Origin of the sequence: Staphylococcus sp. 17KM0847 (assembly GCF_013463155.1) — a bacterium.
In the GTDB taxonomy this organism is placed as follows: Bacteria; Bacillota; Bacilli; order Staphylococcales; family Staphylococcaceae; genus Staphylococcus.
Genome location: NZ_CP040781.1, coordinates 17,538 through 37,243, shown reverse-complemented (window position 1 = coordinate 37,243; position 19,706 = coordinate 17,538). Strand labels below are relative to the sequence as shown.

Here is a 19,706-nt window from a genome sequence, read left to right as displayed (position 1 = left end):
AAAGGAGATGTTTTATAGTGAGTAGAATTAGAAAACTTTAATTATTTACCGGAAGATGATTATGCACCAAACTTGAATAGATATAGAAGATACTCAAGAGCAATTATTTTACCTGAAACAGAAGATATTTATTGGCTACCAACAATAAATAAAATTGATGCAGAATATTCAGCGTACTTTCAAGGTAAATTTAATCCAGAACACCCTGGAACATATAGAGAATTTCATTCATTAGAAAAAAATATAAGAAATAACAAATTATAAAGAAACATTTTGGAATGAAGAAGACAAGATTTTACCTATCCATGTGGGTGTCCATTTTGTGAAACTTTATATCGAAAAAGATGGCGATAAAGCAATTTCATCACCTGATTACTTACATCAAGATGGTGAAACTTTTACATTTGCACATTTAATTGAAAGAACAAATGTAACTGGAGGAACAAATGCTATAGCAGTTCCAGAGGCAGCTGGTAATAAGCCGGAAGAAGTCGACAATAATGATTTAATAGAAGTATTTGAAATCACACAACCTTTAGAATCTTATGGTGTTTATGATCCCGATGTAAGTCATTACGTAAGTCCAGTTGAAAAAGGAAATGGTAATAATATTGGTGTACGTTCAGTGATTCTGATTGGCTACCAACAAACAGTTGTAGCAGATGTTGATGAATAATCATAAATATAGTAAATCAATTTACTTTGCATTTGGAATTACTATTTTCCTTTGGGCTTCAGCTTTTCCAGTAATTAAAATAGCACTAAATGATTTTAAAGCAGGACATTTATCTGCTTTAAGATTAATCATAGCTGCGATACTATTATACATAATAGGAATTTTAAAAAAATACCACTTCCTCAAATAAAAGACATACCTTTTATTTTATTATTAGGTTTTTGCGGTTTTACAGTTTATCACACTGCATTAAGTATTGGAGAGTACTATGTAAGTGCTGGTGTAGCAAGTTTGATTGTTTCAACAACACCCACTTTTTGACATTACTAGCCACTTATTTTTTAAAAGAAAGATTTTCAAAATTAGCTTGGCTTGGTTCACTTGTTGCATTTTTAGGTGTGGCCTTAATCTCACTAGGTAATGGAGATAAACTTAATGTCTTTATAATAGGTATTGCATTAGTCCTATTAGCTTCATTTGGCGAAAGTGTGTATTTTGCATTTCAAAAAATATTTAGAGAAGTATGGTTTTATTCCATTAACGATCTATACAATTATTGCAGGCTCATTATTTATGTTTATATTTTTACCGGGAAGTTTTAATGAATTACAGACGGCAAATATGACATCAATATTATCTGTCATTTATTTAGGTGCATTTCCAACTGTTATACCTTACATTGTCTTAGCAGTGAATGTTTCACCACAACATTCACAGGCAATAGCATCATAGGTTAAAACAGCACTATAAAATAGCGTTTTTATACACTTATAGTATATTTCTTTAGGTGCTTTATTTGTAAAATATATATTATTCACTTTTAAACAGAGACAATTTGTTTTATTATAAAAATATGGCACAGGTATCTCTCCTTTAATTATGATTTAGTCACTTATAATTATAAAGATATTTGTGCTTTTTTATATTCAAACATAAAAAATAACGATTGATGATTTTACTCACCAACCGTTAAAAGCATACAGCCGAAATTTAATTGTATCCAGTAATTACTATATTAATAAATTCGTCAGAATTTAATTCTCCATCACTAGTTTCAGAATCAACACTTCTACTTTTAGATTTAGGTCCCCAAACCCAGTTAGCTGCAGCGGCGACATTAGCTGCAGTAGCTACTGCAACATGTGTAGCAGCTGCTACTGTAGTGAATGCAGCACCTACATATACGACAGGACCAATAGCTAAGGTTCCACCTCTAACAGATACTTTGTCATCATCACTCTTGTTATATTTTTCATCTACTTTTTTTAAGGCATTTTCAAGAAGTGGATTTACATTTTCTAAGTGATTTTTAAACGCAACATGGTCTTTAGAATATATAGTATTTTTTAATTTATCAAAATATTGATTATCTTGTTTTTTAATTTCTTCTACAACCATATCGGCACGTTCATTTACTTCATCATTATCAATCTCTTGAACAATCTCTTCTGGCCAAATCTCAGGAATCTCTTTTTGAGCTCCTCCTACACCAAACATAATTCCTTTAAATAGTTCTTCCCCAGTATATTCCTTCGTTTTAGCAGTTGCATTAGGTTCCAAGTTCCCCAATACAGTAGTTGCTAATAAAATTAAAGATATAAAAATTAAACTAATTCTTTTTGAGATTTTCATTTTTTCCTCCTAAAATATTTAATTTTTCATTAATGGGGACTAAATATAAAACCAAGGCCCCTGCCATAGCTATAGAAAAACTAAATAGGCCTAACATTAATGCGAATATTTCATGCATAAATATACCTACAATAAAATAGTTTTTCCAATGATTTTTAGGGGCAAATAAAGCTCCAAATAAAACTAATTGTACAATTAATGTTCCCCAGGTTGGTATAACTACTAGCCATGAATTCAGAATAGGATTAACCAAGGTCAAAAAGAAGTTATTCAATCCAAATAAAGGATCTTGTAAATAATAATAAACAGCTGTACCATTAATCCATTCTTCTCTCGTAACTTTTGCTAGAAAGGAATGTAAATATATAATTGCAACTTGAAGTCTAATCATATAATAAGGGACTATAGCTACTATTCTTGAAAAATCATTTTTAAAATTAATGCTACTCCAGTGCCATTTTCTACTATCAACTAATGTTATAGGAATCATTAAAAAAGTTAGGGCTACGGCTACTTGATCGCCACCATCAAGTGTTGCTGCTGCTGTGTAGAAGCTATACGAAATATACCAATGAATAATCCCTGTAAATCTAGGTCTCCACCCAATAATAATTAATAATAGCAATATTAAAAAGAACCATTTAACTATTGATAAATAAAAATAATTAGCAGGCACTAAATTAAATAAACTAAATAATCCGTTACCAGAAGGATATTGATCAATACCTGACATGGGTAAAAATAAATTGTGGACTGGATTGAATAATAATGTAAGTAATGTACTTAAAGCTATTAGACTTCTTGCTAACCCATAAACATTAGTAAGACAGTTAAAATTCATGATACTTTCTTCAATTTTTTTCATATACTTTTAACCTCATAACTTTTGAAGGCATAGAACCTTTATAATCATTTGCCCATGCCCAAGGTGTAGGTTCTTCTTTAATTATGCCTACGTCACCTAAAATTGTAGGTTCTTTTATGTCATTTTCAACATTTATAGGTTTCATTTTAGTTAAACATTGTTTGGGGGAATTTTTGCATTTTTTCATATTGGCTGGATTAGCCTTTTCATATAAACGACCTAGCTCAATACCTTGAGATCTACCCTTTTTTTTAAAACCATAAAAATTACCTAATGTCATATTAGGCCATTCACCAACATAATCCCCTGTTTTTAAGTCAATAGCATAAAATTTTTCATCTTTTGGATTTTTACTAAAGAATCCCCAGCCTTGAGTGAATACTTTTGAAATTGTAGTTTCAAGTGAATTGGGGATTTTAATAGGCGTTTTAGAGTAAGAAAATGAAAAAGATATGATAAATAATGATATAAATAGCAGAAAGTAAATAATGAAAAAAATTTTAAATGAACTTTTCAATTTAACAATCCTTCCTTAACTTGGTACACACCTCTACAGCAATTAAGCCAGCTATTATAATTAGTGGCAATGAGAGTAAAACTAATTTATTAAAAAATATATTTGTCTTGTCTATTAATATTAATACATAAAAGTTACTAATATATAAAAAGTATAGACCTATAGAATACTGTAAAAATAAATTAGTTTGATTTTTAAACCTATTTTGTTTTCTATATAAATATAAGAGCAAAAAACTAAGTAAACTTAAAAAAATAGGTAAAAAAAGAATGTACTTTGTAGTATACACACTATCATTGCTTAAATGCATTGGGATACTATTGGGTGTAATATTCCAATTTTTAATAATTAAAAACAAACTAATTATTAAAATTACGAAGTAAAGAAATAAAAGTATCAGTTCTTTATAATTTCTAATATGTAAACCTCCTTTCTAAAGTTAAAATAACACAATATATATTGTTAGAAAAGGCTTACATAGAAAATAATAGTTTCTTAATTTTAAAGTATCAAGCAATTTATTAGCATCTTGTTTCTGAATTTGTATTATAAAATTACAGTGAGTTTGGTGCTTTTATATATACAAGTTGGTCTTGTTTCAGGTATTAGCATTTGATTGATTCTCATTATTAAATGTTTCGGTAGTACTTTGCGAATTACTATCTTCATTTTCTTTTTGTTGAGCCTGTAATTTATTTTTTTCTAATTCTACTTCTTGATACTTGTTGTATTCGAAGACTGCCACCGTTGCTAAAATACCTAAGATAGCAATTATTGTTATTGTGCTTAATAATTTTTTCATAATCTATTCATCCTTAAATTTAATAATTGCCACCTTGACCATTAAACTTGACCTCTTAAATATTCTTTATAAGCTGGATCTTTAGATAATTCATCTACAGCATCAGCATCTTCGCTTGACATGCCTTCTTTATATGCCTCTAAAAATTCATCATCAGACATGTTTTTAGCATCTTCAGCTATATATTTAGGTTGGTTGCCTTCGGTATTCTCATCATTAGTATCAATGCCCTTGGAAGCTACTTGGAATTTACCGTCTTTTTCTAGTTTCTCTAGTTCAGGTGTCGTTTCATCTCTAGTAATAACGCCATCACCATTTGTATCGTTTTTCATAATGTTATTCGGATCCTCTGAATTGTCTATATTTTGTTCATTTGCTGATGATATTTGTTCCTGATTTGGATTTTTTTGATTTGTATTAGCTTGATTACTTTTATTCTTTTTTATTCGTGTTGTTTTGCTTTTTGTCAGTTAATTTAGTCTCTTCTTTTACTATAACTTCGGAAATGTAATTCCTTCTTATTCGGACATGTGTAGTAGTCATCTTTCTCATTGTATAATTATGTTCACTACCATAGCCTGCATCTGCCACAATATACTCCGGAATGTCACCATATAATTCTTCAATTGATTTTAAGAACGGTTCAAGTGTCCGTGTATCGCCAGGGTTACTATAAACGCCATATGCCAAAACGAATTGATTATTTGTCGGTATCTGCAGGTTATAGCCGGGTTTCAATTGCCCATTTCTCATATGATCCTCTTTCATTCTCATAAATGTCGCATCATGGTCTGTCTTAGAGTAGCTTTTTCTGTCACCATAAATTTCCATTTGTTTCTCGTATTTGATTTTGCGTTCTTTAAAATCTTTGAATGCTTTTTTATGTTTTCTCACTTCGCTTCTTTGTTTTCTAAGTGTTTTTCTTGTTTCAACATCTTGGGATGTTTCAATTTCAGAAGTGAGTGCGTCATTTTTGTCATCTAAATACATCTCTATACGATTTAATTCTTCTTGAGTTAAGTCATCTGAAGACCCTCGTTTAATTTCAGGAATAATTTCTTCTGTGATTAACTGTTCATACATAGCGGTTGATTTTTTAACAACAGATTCACTAAAACGTTTTGTATTAGCGAGTCATTGAAACGTATACTTATTCGCATTAGCTTCTATCTTTGTACTATCTATATAAATGGCGTCTTCTGTGATGAGCTTATCTTCTAATAGTTGTGCTCTTAAACCAACATAAAGAACATGTAAGAACGCCATCATATGTGGGTTCACTTTAAAACGATTGATTGTTCTGTATGAAGGTGTTTGACCTTGTGCAAGCCACATCATTCGACAACTATCTTTAAGTAGAAATTCAATTCTTCTTCCCGAGAAAACAGAGTGGGCATAGCTATACAAAAGTATTTTTAACATCATTTTAAGGTGGTAGGACGAAGGTCCTCTATGATTGTAATATTGATTGAAAGTTTCTTGAGGAATAGATTCAACGAGTTTATTGATAATAGATGCGATATCATTTTTTGGGGAAAGAAATTTCAGTTTTGATTGGTAGTGTGAGATGATATATGTTATACCTTTTTACATATAAAGTGCTTCTTTTTTGTTTTTGTCGTTATTAACAATTATAAAGGAAGTGCTTTATTTTTTAATAATATCTATGAAGAAGGCCTAATTAAATGTCAAAAAACATTTAATTAGGCCTTCTTCGTAAAAAGAGCCGAGAATTATGTCCCAGCCCCATTTTTAATGTTATTCTCTCTTGATTAAAAAATTCTATATATGAATTAATCGCTTTTATTGCTGTAACCTTGTCTTTAAAAATAAATTGTTCAAAATATATTTTTTAGTTTTATTTATGATATGCTTCCCCACGCATAATCTTAAACGCTCGGTACACTTGCTCCAACAATATAACGCGCATCATTTGGTGTGGAAATGTCATCCGACTAAAAGATAATGCATAGTCACTACGTTGCAAGACGTCTTGATGCAACCCATTAGATCCTCCTATAACAAATGTGAAATCACTTGTCCCTCTTGTCATACGTTGTTGTATTTCTTGTGCTAAACTTTCTGAACTTAACATCTTGCCTTGGATTTCTAATGTAATTACTGTAGATTGGGGTTTAATTTTTGAGAGAATCCGCTGTCCTTCTTTTTGTTTCACTTGTTCAATTTCTTTATCACTCATAGTCTCTGGTGCTTTTTCATCAGCCACTTCAATCATATCTATTTTGCTGTATGCACCTAAACGTTTTTCGTATTCTGCTATGGCTTGTTTCCAATATTTTTCTTTCAATTTTCCAACTGCAATAATTGTAATTTTCATATAAACTCCTTTAAAGTTATCCACAAAATATCAACTTATACACAGTTATATCCTCAATTATGGATGATATTCATTATAAAATACGAATCAACACTCGTATTTTGTGGATAAATCTGTTGATATGTGGATAGTTTTGTTGGTAACATCTTTATTAACATGTGTATAAATCATTTTATCCTCATTTTTTGATCAACTTTGGGGATAACTTATTTATAATAAAAAGCCATATATGCTTACACTTCGTTTCGTGTGCTTATATATGACTTTCTATCCATGATTTACACTGTATATATAGGGGTTGCTTGTGCTTTATCTGTATCACATAACTTTACTTCATTGACTGGATCAATATCATGTTCCTGTAAGATTTGTCCTACACTCATTCGGGCTAGGTCTTTCATATTATTGTCTTGTGACAAATGTGATAAATAAATACGCTTCGTTTGACCTGTAATCACGTCTCGCATGGCATGCGCAGCGTCTTCATTAGAAACATGACCCATATCACTCAAAATGCGCTGTTTCGTTTTCCAAGGGTAGCGACACATCCGTAACATATCCACATCGTGATTGCTTTCAAAGACAAAAGCATCACTTCCTCGAATCATGCCTTTCATGCGATCTGATACATAGCCCGTGTCGGTAATTAATGTCAATTTTTTATAATCATTATGAAAAATATAAAATTGTGGATCTATGGCATCATGAGACACGTTAAATGATTCGATATCAAAACCTGCAATTGATTTTGTTTCATATGGATTAAAGATAAATTTTTGTTCTGATGGTATTTTACTGTCCTTTTTATCGATACACGACCATGTTTTCTCATTAGCGTAAATGGGCAAGCCATATTTACGTGCAATAACACCCAATCCTTTAATGTGATCACTGTGTTCATGCGTCACAAGAATACCGTTCACATTTTCAATTTTTCGATCGATTTGTTCAAATAAACCTTCCATCTTTTTACCAGTTAATCCAACGTCTACCAATAAACTGCCTTTTTCATTTTCTATATATGTTGCGTTACCTGTACTGCCACTTGCGAGTACACTCATTCGTATCAAGTGACCACCCTTTCTATTGTTCAATGATTTGTGGATTGGTAGATACTGCTTCTACATAATACGTTTTAGACTGCTTTCCGTCTTTCACTCGCACTTCCCAGTTTGCTTGAAGGACTTGTACATTCGTTTCCTTAACTACAGTATAATACCCTAATCTCAGATGTGTAACTTCTTGTCCTGACTTCAAATATTGATTATAATACAATGCTTCTAAAGCGTCATGTGCACTGATCACTTTATGAAAATGATTATTCGCACCTTTAGACGGTCGTATGTCTTGCATAGCTGACTGATTATAACTTTCCACCTTGTCATCTTTTGATATAAACGTTAAAGTTGCACGCTGGTTATTCATAATCGGAAAGCCTTCAAACGTTTGTTCATATCGTATTTCATCACCCTGTGTATCATAATATTGATATTCATTTCCTTTATAAACATTATGATTAATATAGGGCTTAAGGTGTGAAATAGGATCTCGTTTGACATCAACGGTCTCATCCATTTCCCGTGTTAACGTATAACCGTCACTACTTACACTTATATCATTTTGCTTTTCTAACTCCGACTCAAAATCTTTTGATCGTGCCGTAATCAGTCGCATCTTGACTTTACTTACATCAGGTATATTTTTAGGCGTCCTTATATTCTCTTGTTGAAAATCGACACTGTCGTCATTAACTGTTTGATTGATTTGAGATTTATTATATTTTTCTATATATACAAGTACGAGACAAATATTAATCAGTAAGAATACACTAATGAAAAGTGTTTTTGCACGTTTCCAATTCACTGCTCAATCAACTCCCCATCATCATATTCATACCATTCACCCGCATACTTGATATACCACCTTGGCTCAAATCGACTATTTTCTTGAATTTCCAACTGTTCATCTGGTCCTTTATGTGAAATCATCTTATAGCCTACAATCATCTGTTCAATCTTGCCAAAATCAAGCGTGTTGTTACTTGCTAACTCAGATCGGACACTTTCAACAGCTGGAAGTGATTTAGATTTTTCACTATTACTTATCGTTGCATTGGTTTTTAATAAACCACGACTATATTCAAAAATACCACGCTCTCCCCATATAACATGAATTTGATTAAGCTGGTTGGGGTAGAATATTGGGCGTCCATTAAAGAACATTTGGTAGGTGATTTCCCCTTGATGGCTATTCGTATTAAATAATCGAAAGTCATCCGTAAATCCACCGTGCTTATTAATATAATCAAATGTTCTTGGAATACTGATATTCATATCTCGGGTACTTTGTTCATCTTCTGAGAGATTTGTATAATGATACGTCTTTTTATTCGCATCATAATTAACAACACCCGTATTATTATTGTAAATGGTGTTACCGCTATTAGTTGTTCGTACAATCGGCGTATCATCAAAGAGTATCGCATTCAAATCTTCCACACTAATGTGATTGAATATCGTACGATAAGACTTGAGTTTTTTAGGTTCTTTTTGCGCATACACGTATGTTGCCTTATTAATTGTATCTTGGTTTGTTGTTATATTGGTATAGGGTTCTAAAGATGAATTCATGCGATCAATACGAGATTTGACATCACTGGCTTTCACTGTTGTCTTAATCTGAATAGCACGATGTCGATCAGGCTGTAATGCATAGATCACCAAATTATCTTCTGAATCTATATCATAGAGTAAACGGTCAAACGTAAAATCACTCGGTACTTTAGCTTGTACATCTAAGACATCACTTAAATACATAGATAGAGGTATGTCTGTCGGGTAGTCTAAAACAAGAAAATGATTGCTCACGTCTCGCAATAAGAGGGCTTGTTCATTTTCAATATAAACGACTTCTTTAACATGTTGTTTATCAAAAAGTTGCGTTAAATTTGTGACTTCCGACGTCGCGGGTGTGCCTTCTATCTTATCGTTATGTACGTGAACCATCTGTAATGGCGTGACTGCTTGCTCAACCTCTGCATCAAAACGAGGGCCAATCGATTTTGTTGTTTCTTTCGTTTGTGAATTATCAATATTTGTCAAATCCGGTGAAAAATTCCAAATCATCACAGTAAGAACAATACTTGATAATACAAGCGTAATAAGAATAATAGACTTAATCAGTTCTCTAATCCGCATCCCAATCACCATCATCTATCGCTTCACATGGTAAAGTAATAAAAATAGATGTACCTTGTCCTTCAACACTGTTCGCCCATATACGACCTTGATGTGCCTCAACAATCTCTTTAGAGATTGCTAAACCGAGACCTGTTCCACCCATTTTACGTGTGCGTGCCTTATCTACTCGGAAGAAACGATCAAATATCTTATCTACCTTATTAATTGGAATACCTATGCCATTATCTTTAATCCGAACCGTCAACCTATGATGTACCGCATTGTGTTTCACATGAAACTCTACTCTTTTCTGACCTCTTGAGTATTTCATTGCATTTGTAATCACATTATCAAATACTTGCGTCATCTTATCAGGATCAACTTCTGTAAATATCGTTTCTTTAGGAATATCACGTACAAAAATTGTATCTTTCGCAGACATTTCATGACGGTTGATGATTTTATTAATAAACATATTGAAATCTACAATTTCTTTGGTGATCTGTTCGGTTTCACTGTCCATTTTCGATAAATGTAAGAGATCGTTTACAAGACGTATCATGCGCTCCGTTTCTTCTCGAGTCACTGATAGAAACTGTGGTGCAATAGATTCATCACGCCAAGCCCCTTCTTCTAATGCCTCAATATAACTATTCATAGATGTTAATGGTGTACGTAACTCGTGTGAGACGTTCGCGACAAATTCTCGACGTTCACGCTCAATTTGTTGTTGCTCTGTGACATCATGTAATACAGCAATATAACCCGTTACAAACCCCGTATTCTGAACGATTGTACTAAAGTTCACGCGCGCAATAATACCATCTTCTTCATTAATATCTAGTAAAAAGCTATCATTATTTTCATTTAATTCTTCTAAACTAAATTCATCCTGCAAATCAAGAACATCAAAAATAAATTGTCCTTTTACATCGTCTTTAGGCTTTCCAAGCATCTTTAACGCCATATCATTAATAATACGTACACGTCCGCGACGATCTGTTGCGATAACGCCATCACTCATATGTGTAATCACCGAGTTTAACCGACGCTTCTCACTTTCAGTATTCGCCTGTGCTTCTTGAACCCGTTTTGACAAATTATTAAATGCTAACGCTAATTCACCAATCTCATCGTTACCATAAATCTTTACACGCTGCGTATAGTTTCCTTTAGACATCTCAACCGTTTGGTTACGCATGTCCGTAATCGGTTTGGTAATTGTACGTGCAATAAAAAAACCTAGTATAATTGTGATGATTAAAGAAATTGCTGTACCAACGATGAAAATTTGATTAATATCACTTAATTGGTCATATACTTGATTAATATTCGATTCAATATAAATATCTCCAATCAAGCCTTTACTCGTTGTGACAGGCATGTTTTTCACCCATACGCGTTGCTTGCCATCACCATAATCTTTTAACACCGTATCAGAGTTCGCTTGCCCTAAAGATAATGCTTTTTGAATAGAGCTTTCTGTCGCTTTTTGATTGATCAAGTGACGATTTGCTTGTTTAGACGTCGCCATAATAATTTGATCTGTATCAATAAAGCGAATTTCTATCATTTCATTTCGATTCGCATATTCATTTAGTAAATTTTGAATATCTTTCTGCGTATTCGTTGCATTACTATCTTCCGCATAGATTTTTTCAATACTCAACTCAATTTGTTTGGCATTCTGTGAGATATTGGTCTTAAATGTTTCTGTCATTTCTTTTTCTAAACTATTCGTAAAATAAAGCCCTATGATTTGCATACCGATAATAATCAGCAATACATAAACAATAACCAACTTTGTGTGAAGAGATTGAAATTGTTTTAACCACTTCATAGCTGCAATCCCCTCAACCTTCTATTCATGGTTTTGAAGGAAATATCCTACACCACGACGTGTCACAATATAATCTGGATGTGAGGGATCATCTTCAATTTTTTCACGCAAACGGCGAATGGTTACATCTACTGTACGTACATCACCAAAGTAATCATATCCCCACACGGTTTGAAGCAAATGTTCACGTGTCATCACTTGACCCATGTGTTTCGATAAATAATGGAAAAGTTCAAATTCACGATGCGTCAAATCAATTGCAACACCACGTTTTTTAATAGAGTATGCATCTGGATAAACAACAATATCTTTAATCTCTATTTCATTTGCTTGCTGGTTATTATCAGGAGTAGGTTGGACATGATGACGACGTAAGTTTGCTTTTACACGGGCAATTAATTCACGTGTACTAAACGGTTTCGTTACATAGTCATCTGCACCGAGTTCTAAACCGAGCACTTTATCAATTTCTGAGTCTTTTGCTGTTAACATAATAATGGGCATATCAAATTTTTTGCGCACTTCACGGCAGACTTCCATACCGTCTTGTCCCGGGAGCATAATATCAAGCAATACAATATCTGGCTCTTGTGTATAAATGAGCTCTACTGCATCATTACCATCATATGCAACAAAAACATCATATCCTTCTTTTTTTAAGTTAAATTCAAGTATATCTGCAATCGGTTTTTCATCATCTACTACGACTACTTTTTTCGCCATAAAACATGACCTCATTTCTTCAATATACAATTTTTATGCCTTTTGACACAATCCTATACCTTATAATGTATCATTTCTATCTTGTTAATTCTATCGTTTTAATTGCTTGTTCTTCTTTTTAGTCGGGCTAAATGTAAAACACTCCACAAAAATGAACAGCTTGAAAAAGCCTTAATACAAGACAAGCGTGCTATGATTGATATCACAGCACACTTGGTCTATATGATCTAAAACGAGGTTGATTTAAGCCATTGAATTTCTCTTTTATAGACAAACAACGGATATTAACTATTTTCATATAACAAAAAAGCTCATCCTATTGGATGAGCAATTAGCGGTCCCGACGGGAATCGAACCCGCGATCTCCTGCGTGACAGGCAGGCGTGTTAAACCGCTCCACTACGGGACCAAAAAAATGGTGACTCCTACGGGACTCGAACCCGTGTTACCGCCGTGAAAGGGCGGTGTCTTAACCGCTTGACCAAGGAGCCATTCTTTAACACAAAAATGATTATAGCATCGTCTATTCTCGTTGACAAGACTTTTTTAATATTTTTTTGTATAATTTTTTATAGGAGATTAAAAGGGGGTCAACCTATGGAAATAGAACAAGAACAAACCGTTGCTTATAAAAGAGAAAAGCCACGACGTGCCAGCTACTTTATTAAAAGATTTTTCTTTATTACCTTAGGTGCTGTGCTTATGGGTGTTGCTTTAGAACTCTTTCTTGTACCTAATCATTTACTTGACGGTGGTATTGTGGGTATCTCGATTATCCTATCTCATTTAACCAGTTTTAAACTTGGTCTATTCATCTTCGTATTGAATTTACCTTTTTTCTTTCTTGGCTATAAACAAATAGGAAAGACCTTTGCTATTTCAACCATTTATGCTATCACAGTGTTGTCTATCTCTACCATACTCCTACATCCCATTGATCCAGTCATTGACGATAAGTTTTTAGTCACTATTTTTGGTGGTGCAATTCTTGGTATTGGTGTAGGTATCGTACTGAGATACGGTGGATCTTTAGATGGTACAGAAATCCTCTCTATACTCGTTCAAAACAAAGTTCCTTTTTCAGTAGGCGAGATTGTGATGATTATCAATTTCTTCATTTTTGGAGTAGCAGGATTCGTATTTACATGGGAGAACGCATTATTTAGTGTTGTCGCATACTTTATTGCTTCTAAAATGATTGATACAGTACTTCTTGGTTTTGATGAGTCTAAATCTGTATGGGTTATTAGTGATGCCTATAAAGATATTGGTGAAGCTATTAATTCCCGTCTTGGTCGAGGTGTTACATACCTTAAAGGAGAAGGAGCTTATACAGGCGAGGATAAACGTGTGATTTTCTGTGTAATTACACGACTAGAAGAAGCAAAACTTAAAGATATCGTCATGGAAATTGACAATAGTGCCTTTCTTTCTATTGGTAATGTATCTGAAGTTCGTGGCGGTAACCATAAAAAACGAGATATCCATTAATGTAAGAATCTATTTACATATTTGTTACTTAAACATGGTTAGGTATAAAATATGTAAATAGATTTTTCTATATATAACATTAAAAGTCAGTCTAACCCGAACACTTCGGTTAGACTGACTTCCATTAAATTATACCCATAATTGTTCTACAACATTTGTTTGATTGCGGTCTGGTCCCACAGAGAAAATAGAAATGTGTACATTACATAGCTCTGAAATACGCTCTAAGTAACGTCGTGCGTTGTCTGGTAATTCATCCAATGTACGCACATTTGTAATATCTTCTGTCCAACCAGGAAGCTCTTCGAATATTGGTTTACAACGTTTTAAGTCATTAAGGTTTGCTGGATATTCTGTAATCTCTTTACCATCCAACTCGTATGCTGTACAAATTTTTACTGTATCTAGACCTGTTAATACATCAATTGAGTTAATTGACAAGTCTGTAATACCACTTACACGACGAGAGTGACGCAAAACGACTGAATCAAACCAACCCACACGACGTGGGCGACCTGTTGTTGTACCATATTCACGACCTACTTCACGAATATGATGACCATCTTCATCAAAAAGTTCTGTTGGGAATGGACCATCACCTACACGTGATGTATATGCTTTACATACACCTACCACTTTAGATACGTTCGTTGGACCTACTCCTGCACCTACTGTTACATTCCCTGCAATTGGGTTACTAGATGTCACGAATGGGTATGTACCATGATCAATATCTAACATTACACCTTGTGCACCTTCGAATAGCACACGTTCATCTGCTACAAATGCATCATCCAACACCTTAGCCGTATCTGTTACATATTGTGCTAAACGTTGGCCTGCTGCATAATACTCCTCGAAAATATCGTCAAATGCTGGGGCAGCTTCTTTAAACATACCTTGAAAGTAGTCGTTCTTATACTCAAGATTTTCTCTTAAACGTTTTTCAAATACTTCTTTATCTAAAAGGTCTGCCATACGAATACCTATACGTTGTGCTTTGTCTACGTACGCTGGGCCGATACCTTTTTTCGTTGTACCTATTTTATTGTCACCTCGACGCGCTTCTTCAAGTTCGTCTTGTTTTAAATGATAAGGTAAGATGACATGCGCACGGTTTGAAATTCTTAAATTATCTGTTGAAATTCCTCGCTCATTTAAACCGTCTAATTCTTTTAACAATGCAACCGGATCTACGACAACACCGTTACCAATAACAGCCAGTTTATCTTTATAAAAAATACCTGATGGCACTAAATGTAATTTATATGTTTCACCGTCAAATCTAATTGTATGACCTGCGTTATTACCTCCAGAAAAGCGTGTTATTACATCAGCTTGTTCTGCCAAAAAGTCTGTAATCTTACCTTTACCTTCGTCTCCCCATTGTGTCCCAACTACTACGATTGATGACATAAGAGCACCTCCAAGTTTTCTCAATTAACCAAGTGTATTCTACCAGTATATCTATATGAATGCAAATTAAAAAACGAACATTCATATTGCATCTTCTAATTACTAACTATGACTATACTTCAAACCCTAAAACACTTGTAACCATGCATGTTAAAAGGTTTTCCAATGCTATAATTTTTATATTAAAATCCTAACTTAATCTATATAAACATTCCAAAAAACAAATAAAAACCATACGATATAACATTAAAGTTATATAACGTACGGTTTTAAGGTATGAAAATAAATTTATACCATCTCTGCATGTGCATAATCAATATCAGTAAATTTATTGTATTGTTTCATGAAATGAAGTTTGACTGTACCTGTTGGACCATTACGCTGCTTTGCAATAATGATTTCGATTTCTCCATTTTCATCGTTCGTTTGTGGTTCAAAGCTTGCATCCTCGTCATCTTCATCATCACCACGATTGTAGTAATCATCCCTATATAAAAAAGCAACAATATCAGCATCTTGTTCAATAGAACCGGACTCTCTTATATCGCTCATCATTGGTCTTTTATCTTGACGTTGTTCTACACCACGTGACAACTGACTTAGCGCAATAACGGGGCATTCAAGCTCACGTGCAATTGCTTTTAACATACGAGAAATCTCGGATACTTCTTGTTGTCGGTTATCTGAAAAGCGTGAACCACTTCCTTGAATCAATTGAAGATAGTCTATCACAATCATATCAAGTCCATGTTCTTGTTTTAAACGTCGGCATTTAGAACGAATATCAGTAATACGGATTCCGGGTGTATCATCAATAAAAATATTTGTTCGTGATAACTTACCCACTGCTACTGTAAATCGGTTCCAATCTTCTTCTGTCATCGTCCCTGTCCGCAATCGATTTGAGTCGACATTCCCTGAACTACAAATCATACGGGTAGCTAGCTGATCTGCGCCCATTTCAAGCGAGAAAATACCTACTGTATAGTGATCTTCATGTGTTGCTACTTTTTGTGCAATGTTTAGCGCGAAGGCAGTCTTACCTACTGATGGGCGTGCTGCAAGAATAATGAGATCATTACGGTTAAACCCTGCTGTCATTTGATCTAAATCTCGGTATCCTGTTGGAATCCCCGGTGTTTGACCACTATTTTGATCAAGTGCTTCTGCATTCTCATAAACTTGTCCTAAGACGTCTCTAATATCTTTAAAACCATCACTCTCACGGATTGTCGATATTTCTAAAATACGTCGTTCTGCATCGTTTAATACTGTATCGAGATCTAATTCGTCATTGTAACCATCGTTAGCAATACGATCTGCGGTATGGATTAATTTCCGTTTAATTGCATGTTTAAATACTACATCCGTATAATACTCAATATTACGTGTTGTCGGTACGTTTGAGGTAATCTCAGCTAAGTATTGTGGGCCACCCGTCTCATTCACAACACCTTCTTGTGTTAAACGATCTAATACTGTAACAATATCAATATCATTACCATTTTCGTTTAAGTTCATCATGGCACGGAATATATGCTGATGCGGTGTACGATAAAAAGACTCTGGTAACAATACCTCTTGCGTTGACGCCATCAGTTCAGGATCTAAAAATATCGCACCTAATACAGACTGCTCCGCTTCATTACTATGTGGCATTTGATGTTGTTCAAACATACCTTCCATGCCAATAACCTCCTTCACGTCTTTCCGTATTTATCTCATATTGTATATGACCTTATCTTCAAGCACAATTATCGTTTGAGGGCTGGAACACTTTGATATGCTCCAGCCCGACAAACTTTCTCATCTATTATTGTTCTACCGTATGAACACGAATTGTTCCTTCAACGTCTTTGTGTAATTTGACAGGTACGTTTGTATAACCTAATGCATGAATACCATTTGGCAAATCCATTTTACGCTTATCTAGCTTAATACCATGTTGTTGATTTAGTGCTTCTGCAATTTGTTTAGTGCTAACTGAGCCGAATAACTTACCACCTTCACCTGATTTCGCTTTAACTTCTACTTCAAGATCTGCTAGCTTTGTTTTTAATGCCTTAGCATCTTCAAATTCTTGCTGCTTTTCTTTTTCAATACGTTTATTTTTTTGTTCAAGCTGTTTTAAATTACCCGGTGTTGCTTCAACTGCGTAACCATTTTTGATTAAGAAGTTGTTTGCATAGCCAACTGGTACGTCTTTTACTTCGCCTTGCTTACCTTTACCCTTTACATCTTGTGTGAAAATTACTTTCATGATTCGTCACTCCTATCTAATTGTTCCTGAATTGCTTGTTTTAATTGTTGGATGGCTTCCTCTACAGTTACATCTTTAAGTTGTGTTGCTGCATTTGTGAGATGTCCTCCACCACCAAGTGCTTCCATTGTTAATTGAACGTTGAACTCACCTAGTGAACGTGCAGACATACCGACCAAATCATCTTCACGTCTTGCTACAACATATGACGCTTCCACCCCATCTAAGCTTAACAGCTCGTCTGCTGCTTGTGCTACTGTAACAGGATGGTACACCTTATCATCTGCACCATATGCAATCGCAATACCATTATCTTGCAACTGTACCGTACGAATAAGTTCTGAACGCTTAATATACGTCTCAATATTATCTTTCAAGAAATGTTGCGTAAGAATCGTATCTGCACCATGAGCACGTAAATAACTTGCAGCATCAAATGTTCTAGAGCCTGTTCTTAAAGTAAAGTTACGTGTATCAACAATAATACCCGCATACATCACTGTTGATTCTAAACGTGTTAAACGCTGCTCTGTTGGTTGATATTCCAACAACTCTGTCACTAACTCTGCCGTCGAACTTGCATAGGGTTCCATATATACGAGAAGCGGACTTGAAATGAAACGCTCACCACGTCTATGATGATCGATCACTACTTTTCTATTTGCTTTGTTAAGAATATTTTCATCAATAACCATCTCAGGTTTGTGTGTGTCAACTACTACAAGTGTCGTTTTAGATGTCATCATATTCCATGCGTCATCCGATGTAATGAATCGTTCTTTTAACTCGGGCTTCTCATCAATTTCGTCCATCACCCGTCTTAATGTCGGATCAATATCAGAGTCATTTAGCACGATATAAGCATCTAAGTTGTTCATCATTGCAAAGCGCGTCACACCAATCGACGCACCGATCGCATCAAGATCTGGACGTTTGTGCCCCATCACAATAACTTTATCGCCCTCTAACAAAATATCTTTCAACGCATGAGAAATGACACGCGCCCTTACACGTGTACGTTTTTCCATAGGGTCTGTCTTACCGCCATAAAATCTAACGTTGCCATTTATATTTTTAATCGCCACTTGATCTCCACCACGACCTAATGCCAAGTCAAGACCAGACTGCGATAATTCACCGAGATCAATAAGATTTTCAGACCCCTCACCTACACCAATACTTAATGTCAGTTGTGCTCTATAACCACTACTCTTTTCACGCAATTGACTTAAAATATCAAATTTAGCATCTTCAATCTCTCTTAAAATACGTCGATTTAAATATGCGACAAATTGATCTGAACTATATCGTTTAAAATAAACATTATGCGCTTGAGCCCAACGACTAATAACGCGTGTGACCATAGAGTTAATCTCTGAACGTTGTGTATCGTTCATATTTTGTGTGATTTCATCGTAATTATCTAAGAACAGCGTTGCAATAATGGGCTGCTGATCTTCATATTCTTGTCTAATTTCTGCTTCTTCCGTCATATCTAAGAAATACAACATCTTTTCTTCTTCTGAATACTTCACACGATATGCATATTGCCCATCTTGAAACTCAATTTCTTTTGCTTTTTCAAGTTGTTTTAAAATGTTTGGATAAACTTCATTAATTGGATCTGAAATGACGTTGCGTTCAATACGATTAGACATAAAGGCATTGACCCATTCAATTTGGTCCGCTTCATCTAAAACGATTAACCCCAAAGGCATTGTTTTAACCGCTCTATCAGTACCTAATGAGATTTTACCATTCAAGTTATCTACATAATTATCAAAATGATGATAAACCCGTCTCACGATAAACGCACTTATAATGAATACAGCAAACAATCCGATAGCTGCAGCAAAAGCAAATGTTTTATTAAAAAATACCGCTACTCCTACAATAACTACTGCAGTGATAACCATCAATATAAAGGGCGCAATCAATGTTTTCTTCATAGCCTGACGATTCATTTT

21 protein-coding genes and 2 tRNA genes are annotated in these 19,706 nt (G+C 34.3%); 4 read left to right on the top strand and 19 right to left on the bottom strand.

All coding sequences use genetic code 11. From position 1 onward, the window contains the following. Positions 1–72 precede the first annotated feature (72 nt). From FGL66_RS09680 to FGL66_RS00175, 3 genes are all read left to right on the top strand, one after another. Entirely contained in the window at positions 73–264 is a 192-nt protein-coding gene (locus FGL66_RS09680) for a 2OG-Fe dioxygenase family protein (protein ID WP_258007279.1), read from the top strand. A 58-nt stretch (positions 265–322) separates the two neighbouring features. After that, on the top strand, positions 323–676 hold the full coding sequence (locus FGL66_RS09675) for a 2OG-Fe dioxygenase family protein (RefSeq protein WP_258007278.1): 354 nt from the start codon (positions 323–325) through the stop codon (positions 674–676). Positions 677–1,171: 495 nt separating this feature from the next. Beyond that, the gene (locus FGL66_RS00175; protein ID WP_180809628.1) at positions 1,172–1,408 is read left to right on the top strand and encodes an EamA family transporter; all 237 of its coding nucleotides are present in this window, start codon (positions 1,172–1,174) and stop codon (positions 1,406–1,408) included. Between the two features lie 258 nt (positions 1,409–1,666). Here FGL66_RS00175 and FGL66_RS00170 read toward each other — a convergent pair whose 3' ends face one another. From FGL66_RS00170 to FGL66_RS00100, 15 genes are all read right to left on the bottom strand, one after another. After that, the gene (locus tag FGL66_RS00170; RefSeq protein WP_180809627.1) at positions 1,667–2,308 is read right to left on the bottom strand and encodes a sporulation delaying protein family toxin; all 642 of its coding nucleotides are present in this window, start codon (positions 2,306–2,308) and stop codon (positions 1,667–1,669) included. Beyond that, on the bottom strand, positions 2,286–3,173 hold the full coding sequence (locus FGL66_RS00165) for a sporulation-delaying protein SdpB family protein (protein WP_180809626.1): 888 nt from the start codon (positions 3,171–3,173) through the stop codon (positions 2,286–2,288). The genes FGL66_RS00170 and FGL66_RS00165 overlap by 23 nt, the downstream gene beginning before the upstream one ends. After that, positions 3,160–3,690, bottom strand: coding sequence for an SdpA family antimicrobial peptide system protein (locus FGL66_RS00160; RefSeq protein ID WP_180809625.1), 531 nt, complete (start codon positions 3,688–3,690; stop codon positions 3,160–3,162). Before FGL66_RS00160 ends, FGL66_RS00165 begins: the two co-directional genes overlap by 14 nt. A 598-nt stretch (positions 3,691–4,288) precedes the next feature. Further along, complete coding sequence (locus FGL66_RS00155; RefSeq protein WP_180810520.1) at positions 4,289–4,492, bottom strand: hypothetical protein; 204 nt, start codon at positions 4,490–4,492, stop codon at positions 4,289–4,291. A 41-nt stretch (positions 4,493–4,533) separates the two neighbouring features. Beyond that, on the bottom strand, positions 4,534–4,824 hold the full coding sequence (locus FGL66_RS00150) for a hypothetical protein (RefSeq protein ID WP_180809624.1): 291 nt from the start codon (positions 4,822–4,824) through the stop codon (positions 4,534–4,536). 100 nt (positions 4,825–4,924) lie between these two features. Further along, on the bottom strand, positions 4,925–5,575 hold the full coding sequence (locus tag FGL66_RS00145) for a transposase (protein WP_180809623.1): 651 nt from the start codon (positions 5,573–5,575) through the stop codon (positions 4,925–4,927). 51 nt (positions 5,576–5,626) lie between these two features. Next, positions 5,627–6,040: a transposase gene (locus tag FGL66_RS00140; RefSeq protein ID WP_500862567.1), complete on the bottom strand. Its 414-nt coding sequence runs from the start codon at positions 6,038–6,040 to the stop codon at positions 5,627–5,629. Between the two features lie 310 nt (positions 6,041–6,350). Next, entirely contained in the window at positions 6,351–6,830 is a 480-nt protein-coding gene (rlmH, locus tag FGL66_RS00135; protein WP_180809621.1) for a 23S rRNA (pseudouridine(1915)-N(3))-methyltransferase RlmH, read from the bottom strand. A gap of 278 nt (positions 6,831–7,108) precedes the next feature. Next, a complete protein-coding gene (locus tag FGL66_RS00130) occupies positions 7,109–7,891 on the bottom strand; it encodes an MBL fold metallo-hydrolase (protein ID WP_180809620.1) in 783 nt (260 codons plus the stop codon). Positions 7,892–7,913: 22 nt separating this feature from the next. Then, positions 7,914–8,693, bottom strand: a complete 780-nt coding sequence (locus tag FGL66_RS00125; RefSeq protein WP_180809619.1) for a two-component system regulatory protein YycI — start codon at positions 8,691–8,693, stop codon at positions 7,914–7,916. Continuing rightward, positions 8,690–10,027: a YycH family regulatory protein gene (locus tag FGL66_RS00120; RefSeq protein ID WP_180809618.1), complete on the bottom strand. Its 1,338-nt coding sequence runs from the start codon at positions 10,025–10,027 to the stop codon at positions 8,690–8,692. The genes FGL66_RS00125 and FGL66_RS00120 overlap by 4 nt, the downstream gene beginning before the upstream one ends. After that, positions 10,017–11,849 carry a cell wall metabolism sensor histidine kinase WalK gene (walK, locus tag FGL66_RS00115; protein ID WP_180809617.1) on the bottom strand — a complete coding sequence of 611 codons (1,833 nt, stop codon included), beginning with the start codon at positions 11,847–11,849 and terminating at the stop codon, positions 10,017–10,019. Before walK ends, FGL66_RS00120 begins: the two co-directional genes overlap by 11 nt. 21 nt (positions 11,850–11,870) lie before the next feature. Beyond that, positions 11,871–12,572: a response regulator YycF gene (gene yycF / locus FGL66_RS00110; RefSeq protein ID WP_180809616.1), complete on the bottom strand. Its 702-nt coding sequence runs from the start codon at positions 12,570–12,572 to the stop codon at positions 11,871–11,873. Between the two features lie 335 nt (positions 12,573–12,907). Then, positions 12,908–12,981 (bottom strand) — tRNA-Asp (locus FGL66_RS00105). Between the two features lie 7 nt (positions 12,982–12,988). Continuing rightward, positions 12,989–13,063 (bottom strand) — tRNA-Glu (locus tag FGL66_RS00100). A 106-nt stretch (positions 13,064–13,169) separates the two neighbouring features. Here FGL66_RS00100 and FGL66_RS00095 point away from each other — a divergent pair. Then, positions 13,170–14,063, top strand: a complete 894-nt coding sequence (locus FGL66_RS00095; RefSeq protein ID WP_180809615.1) for a YitT family protein — start codon at positions 13,170–13,172, stop codon at positions 14,061–14,063. Between the two features lie 129 nt (positions 14,064–14,192). Here the strand turns inward: FGL66_RS00095 and FGL66_RS00090 are convergent, their stop codons facing one another. The 4 genes from FGL66_RS00090 to FGL66_RS00075 form a co-directional block, all read right to left on the bottom strand. Continuing rightward, the gene (locus tag FGL66_RS00090; RefSeq protein ID WP_180809614.1) at positions 14,193–15,479 is read right to left on the bottom strand and encodes an adenylosuccinate synthase; all 1,287 of its coding nucleotides are present in this window, start codon (positions 15,477–15,479) and stop codon (positions 14,193–14,195) included. A 288-nt stretch (positions 15,480–15,767) separates the two neighbouring features. Then, entirely contained in the window at positions 15,768–17,165 is a 1,398-nt protein-coding gene (dnaB, locus tag FGL66_RS00085) for a replicative DNA helicase (RefSeq protein ID WP_180809613.1), read from the bottom strand. Positions 17,166–17,292: 127 nt separating this feature from the next. Further along, entirely contained in the window at positions 17,293–17,739 is a 447-nt protein-coding gene (gene rplI / locus FGL66_RS00080) for a 50S ribosomal protein L9 (protein ID WP_180809612.1), read from the bottom strand. Beyond that, entirely contained in the window at positions 17,736–19,703 is a 1,968-nt protein-coding gene (locus FGL66_RS00075; RefSeq protein ID WP_180809611.1) for a DHH family phosphoesterase, read from the bottom strand. The genes rplI and FGL66_RS00075 overlap by 4 nt, the downstream gene beginning before the upstream one ends. Between the last annotated feature and the right edge of the window lie 3 nt (positions 19,704–19,706).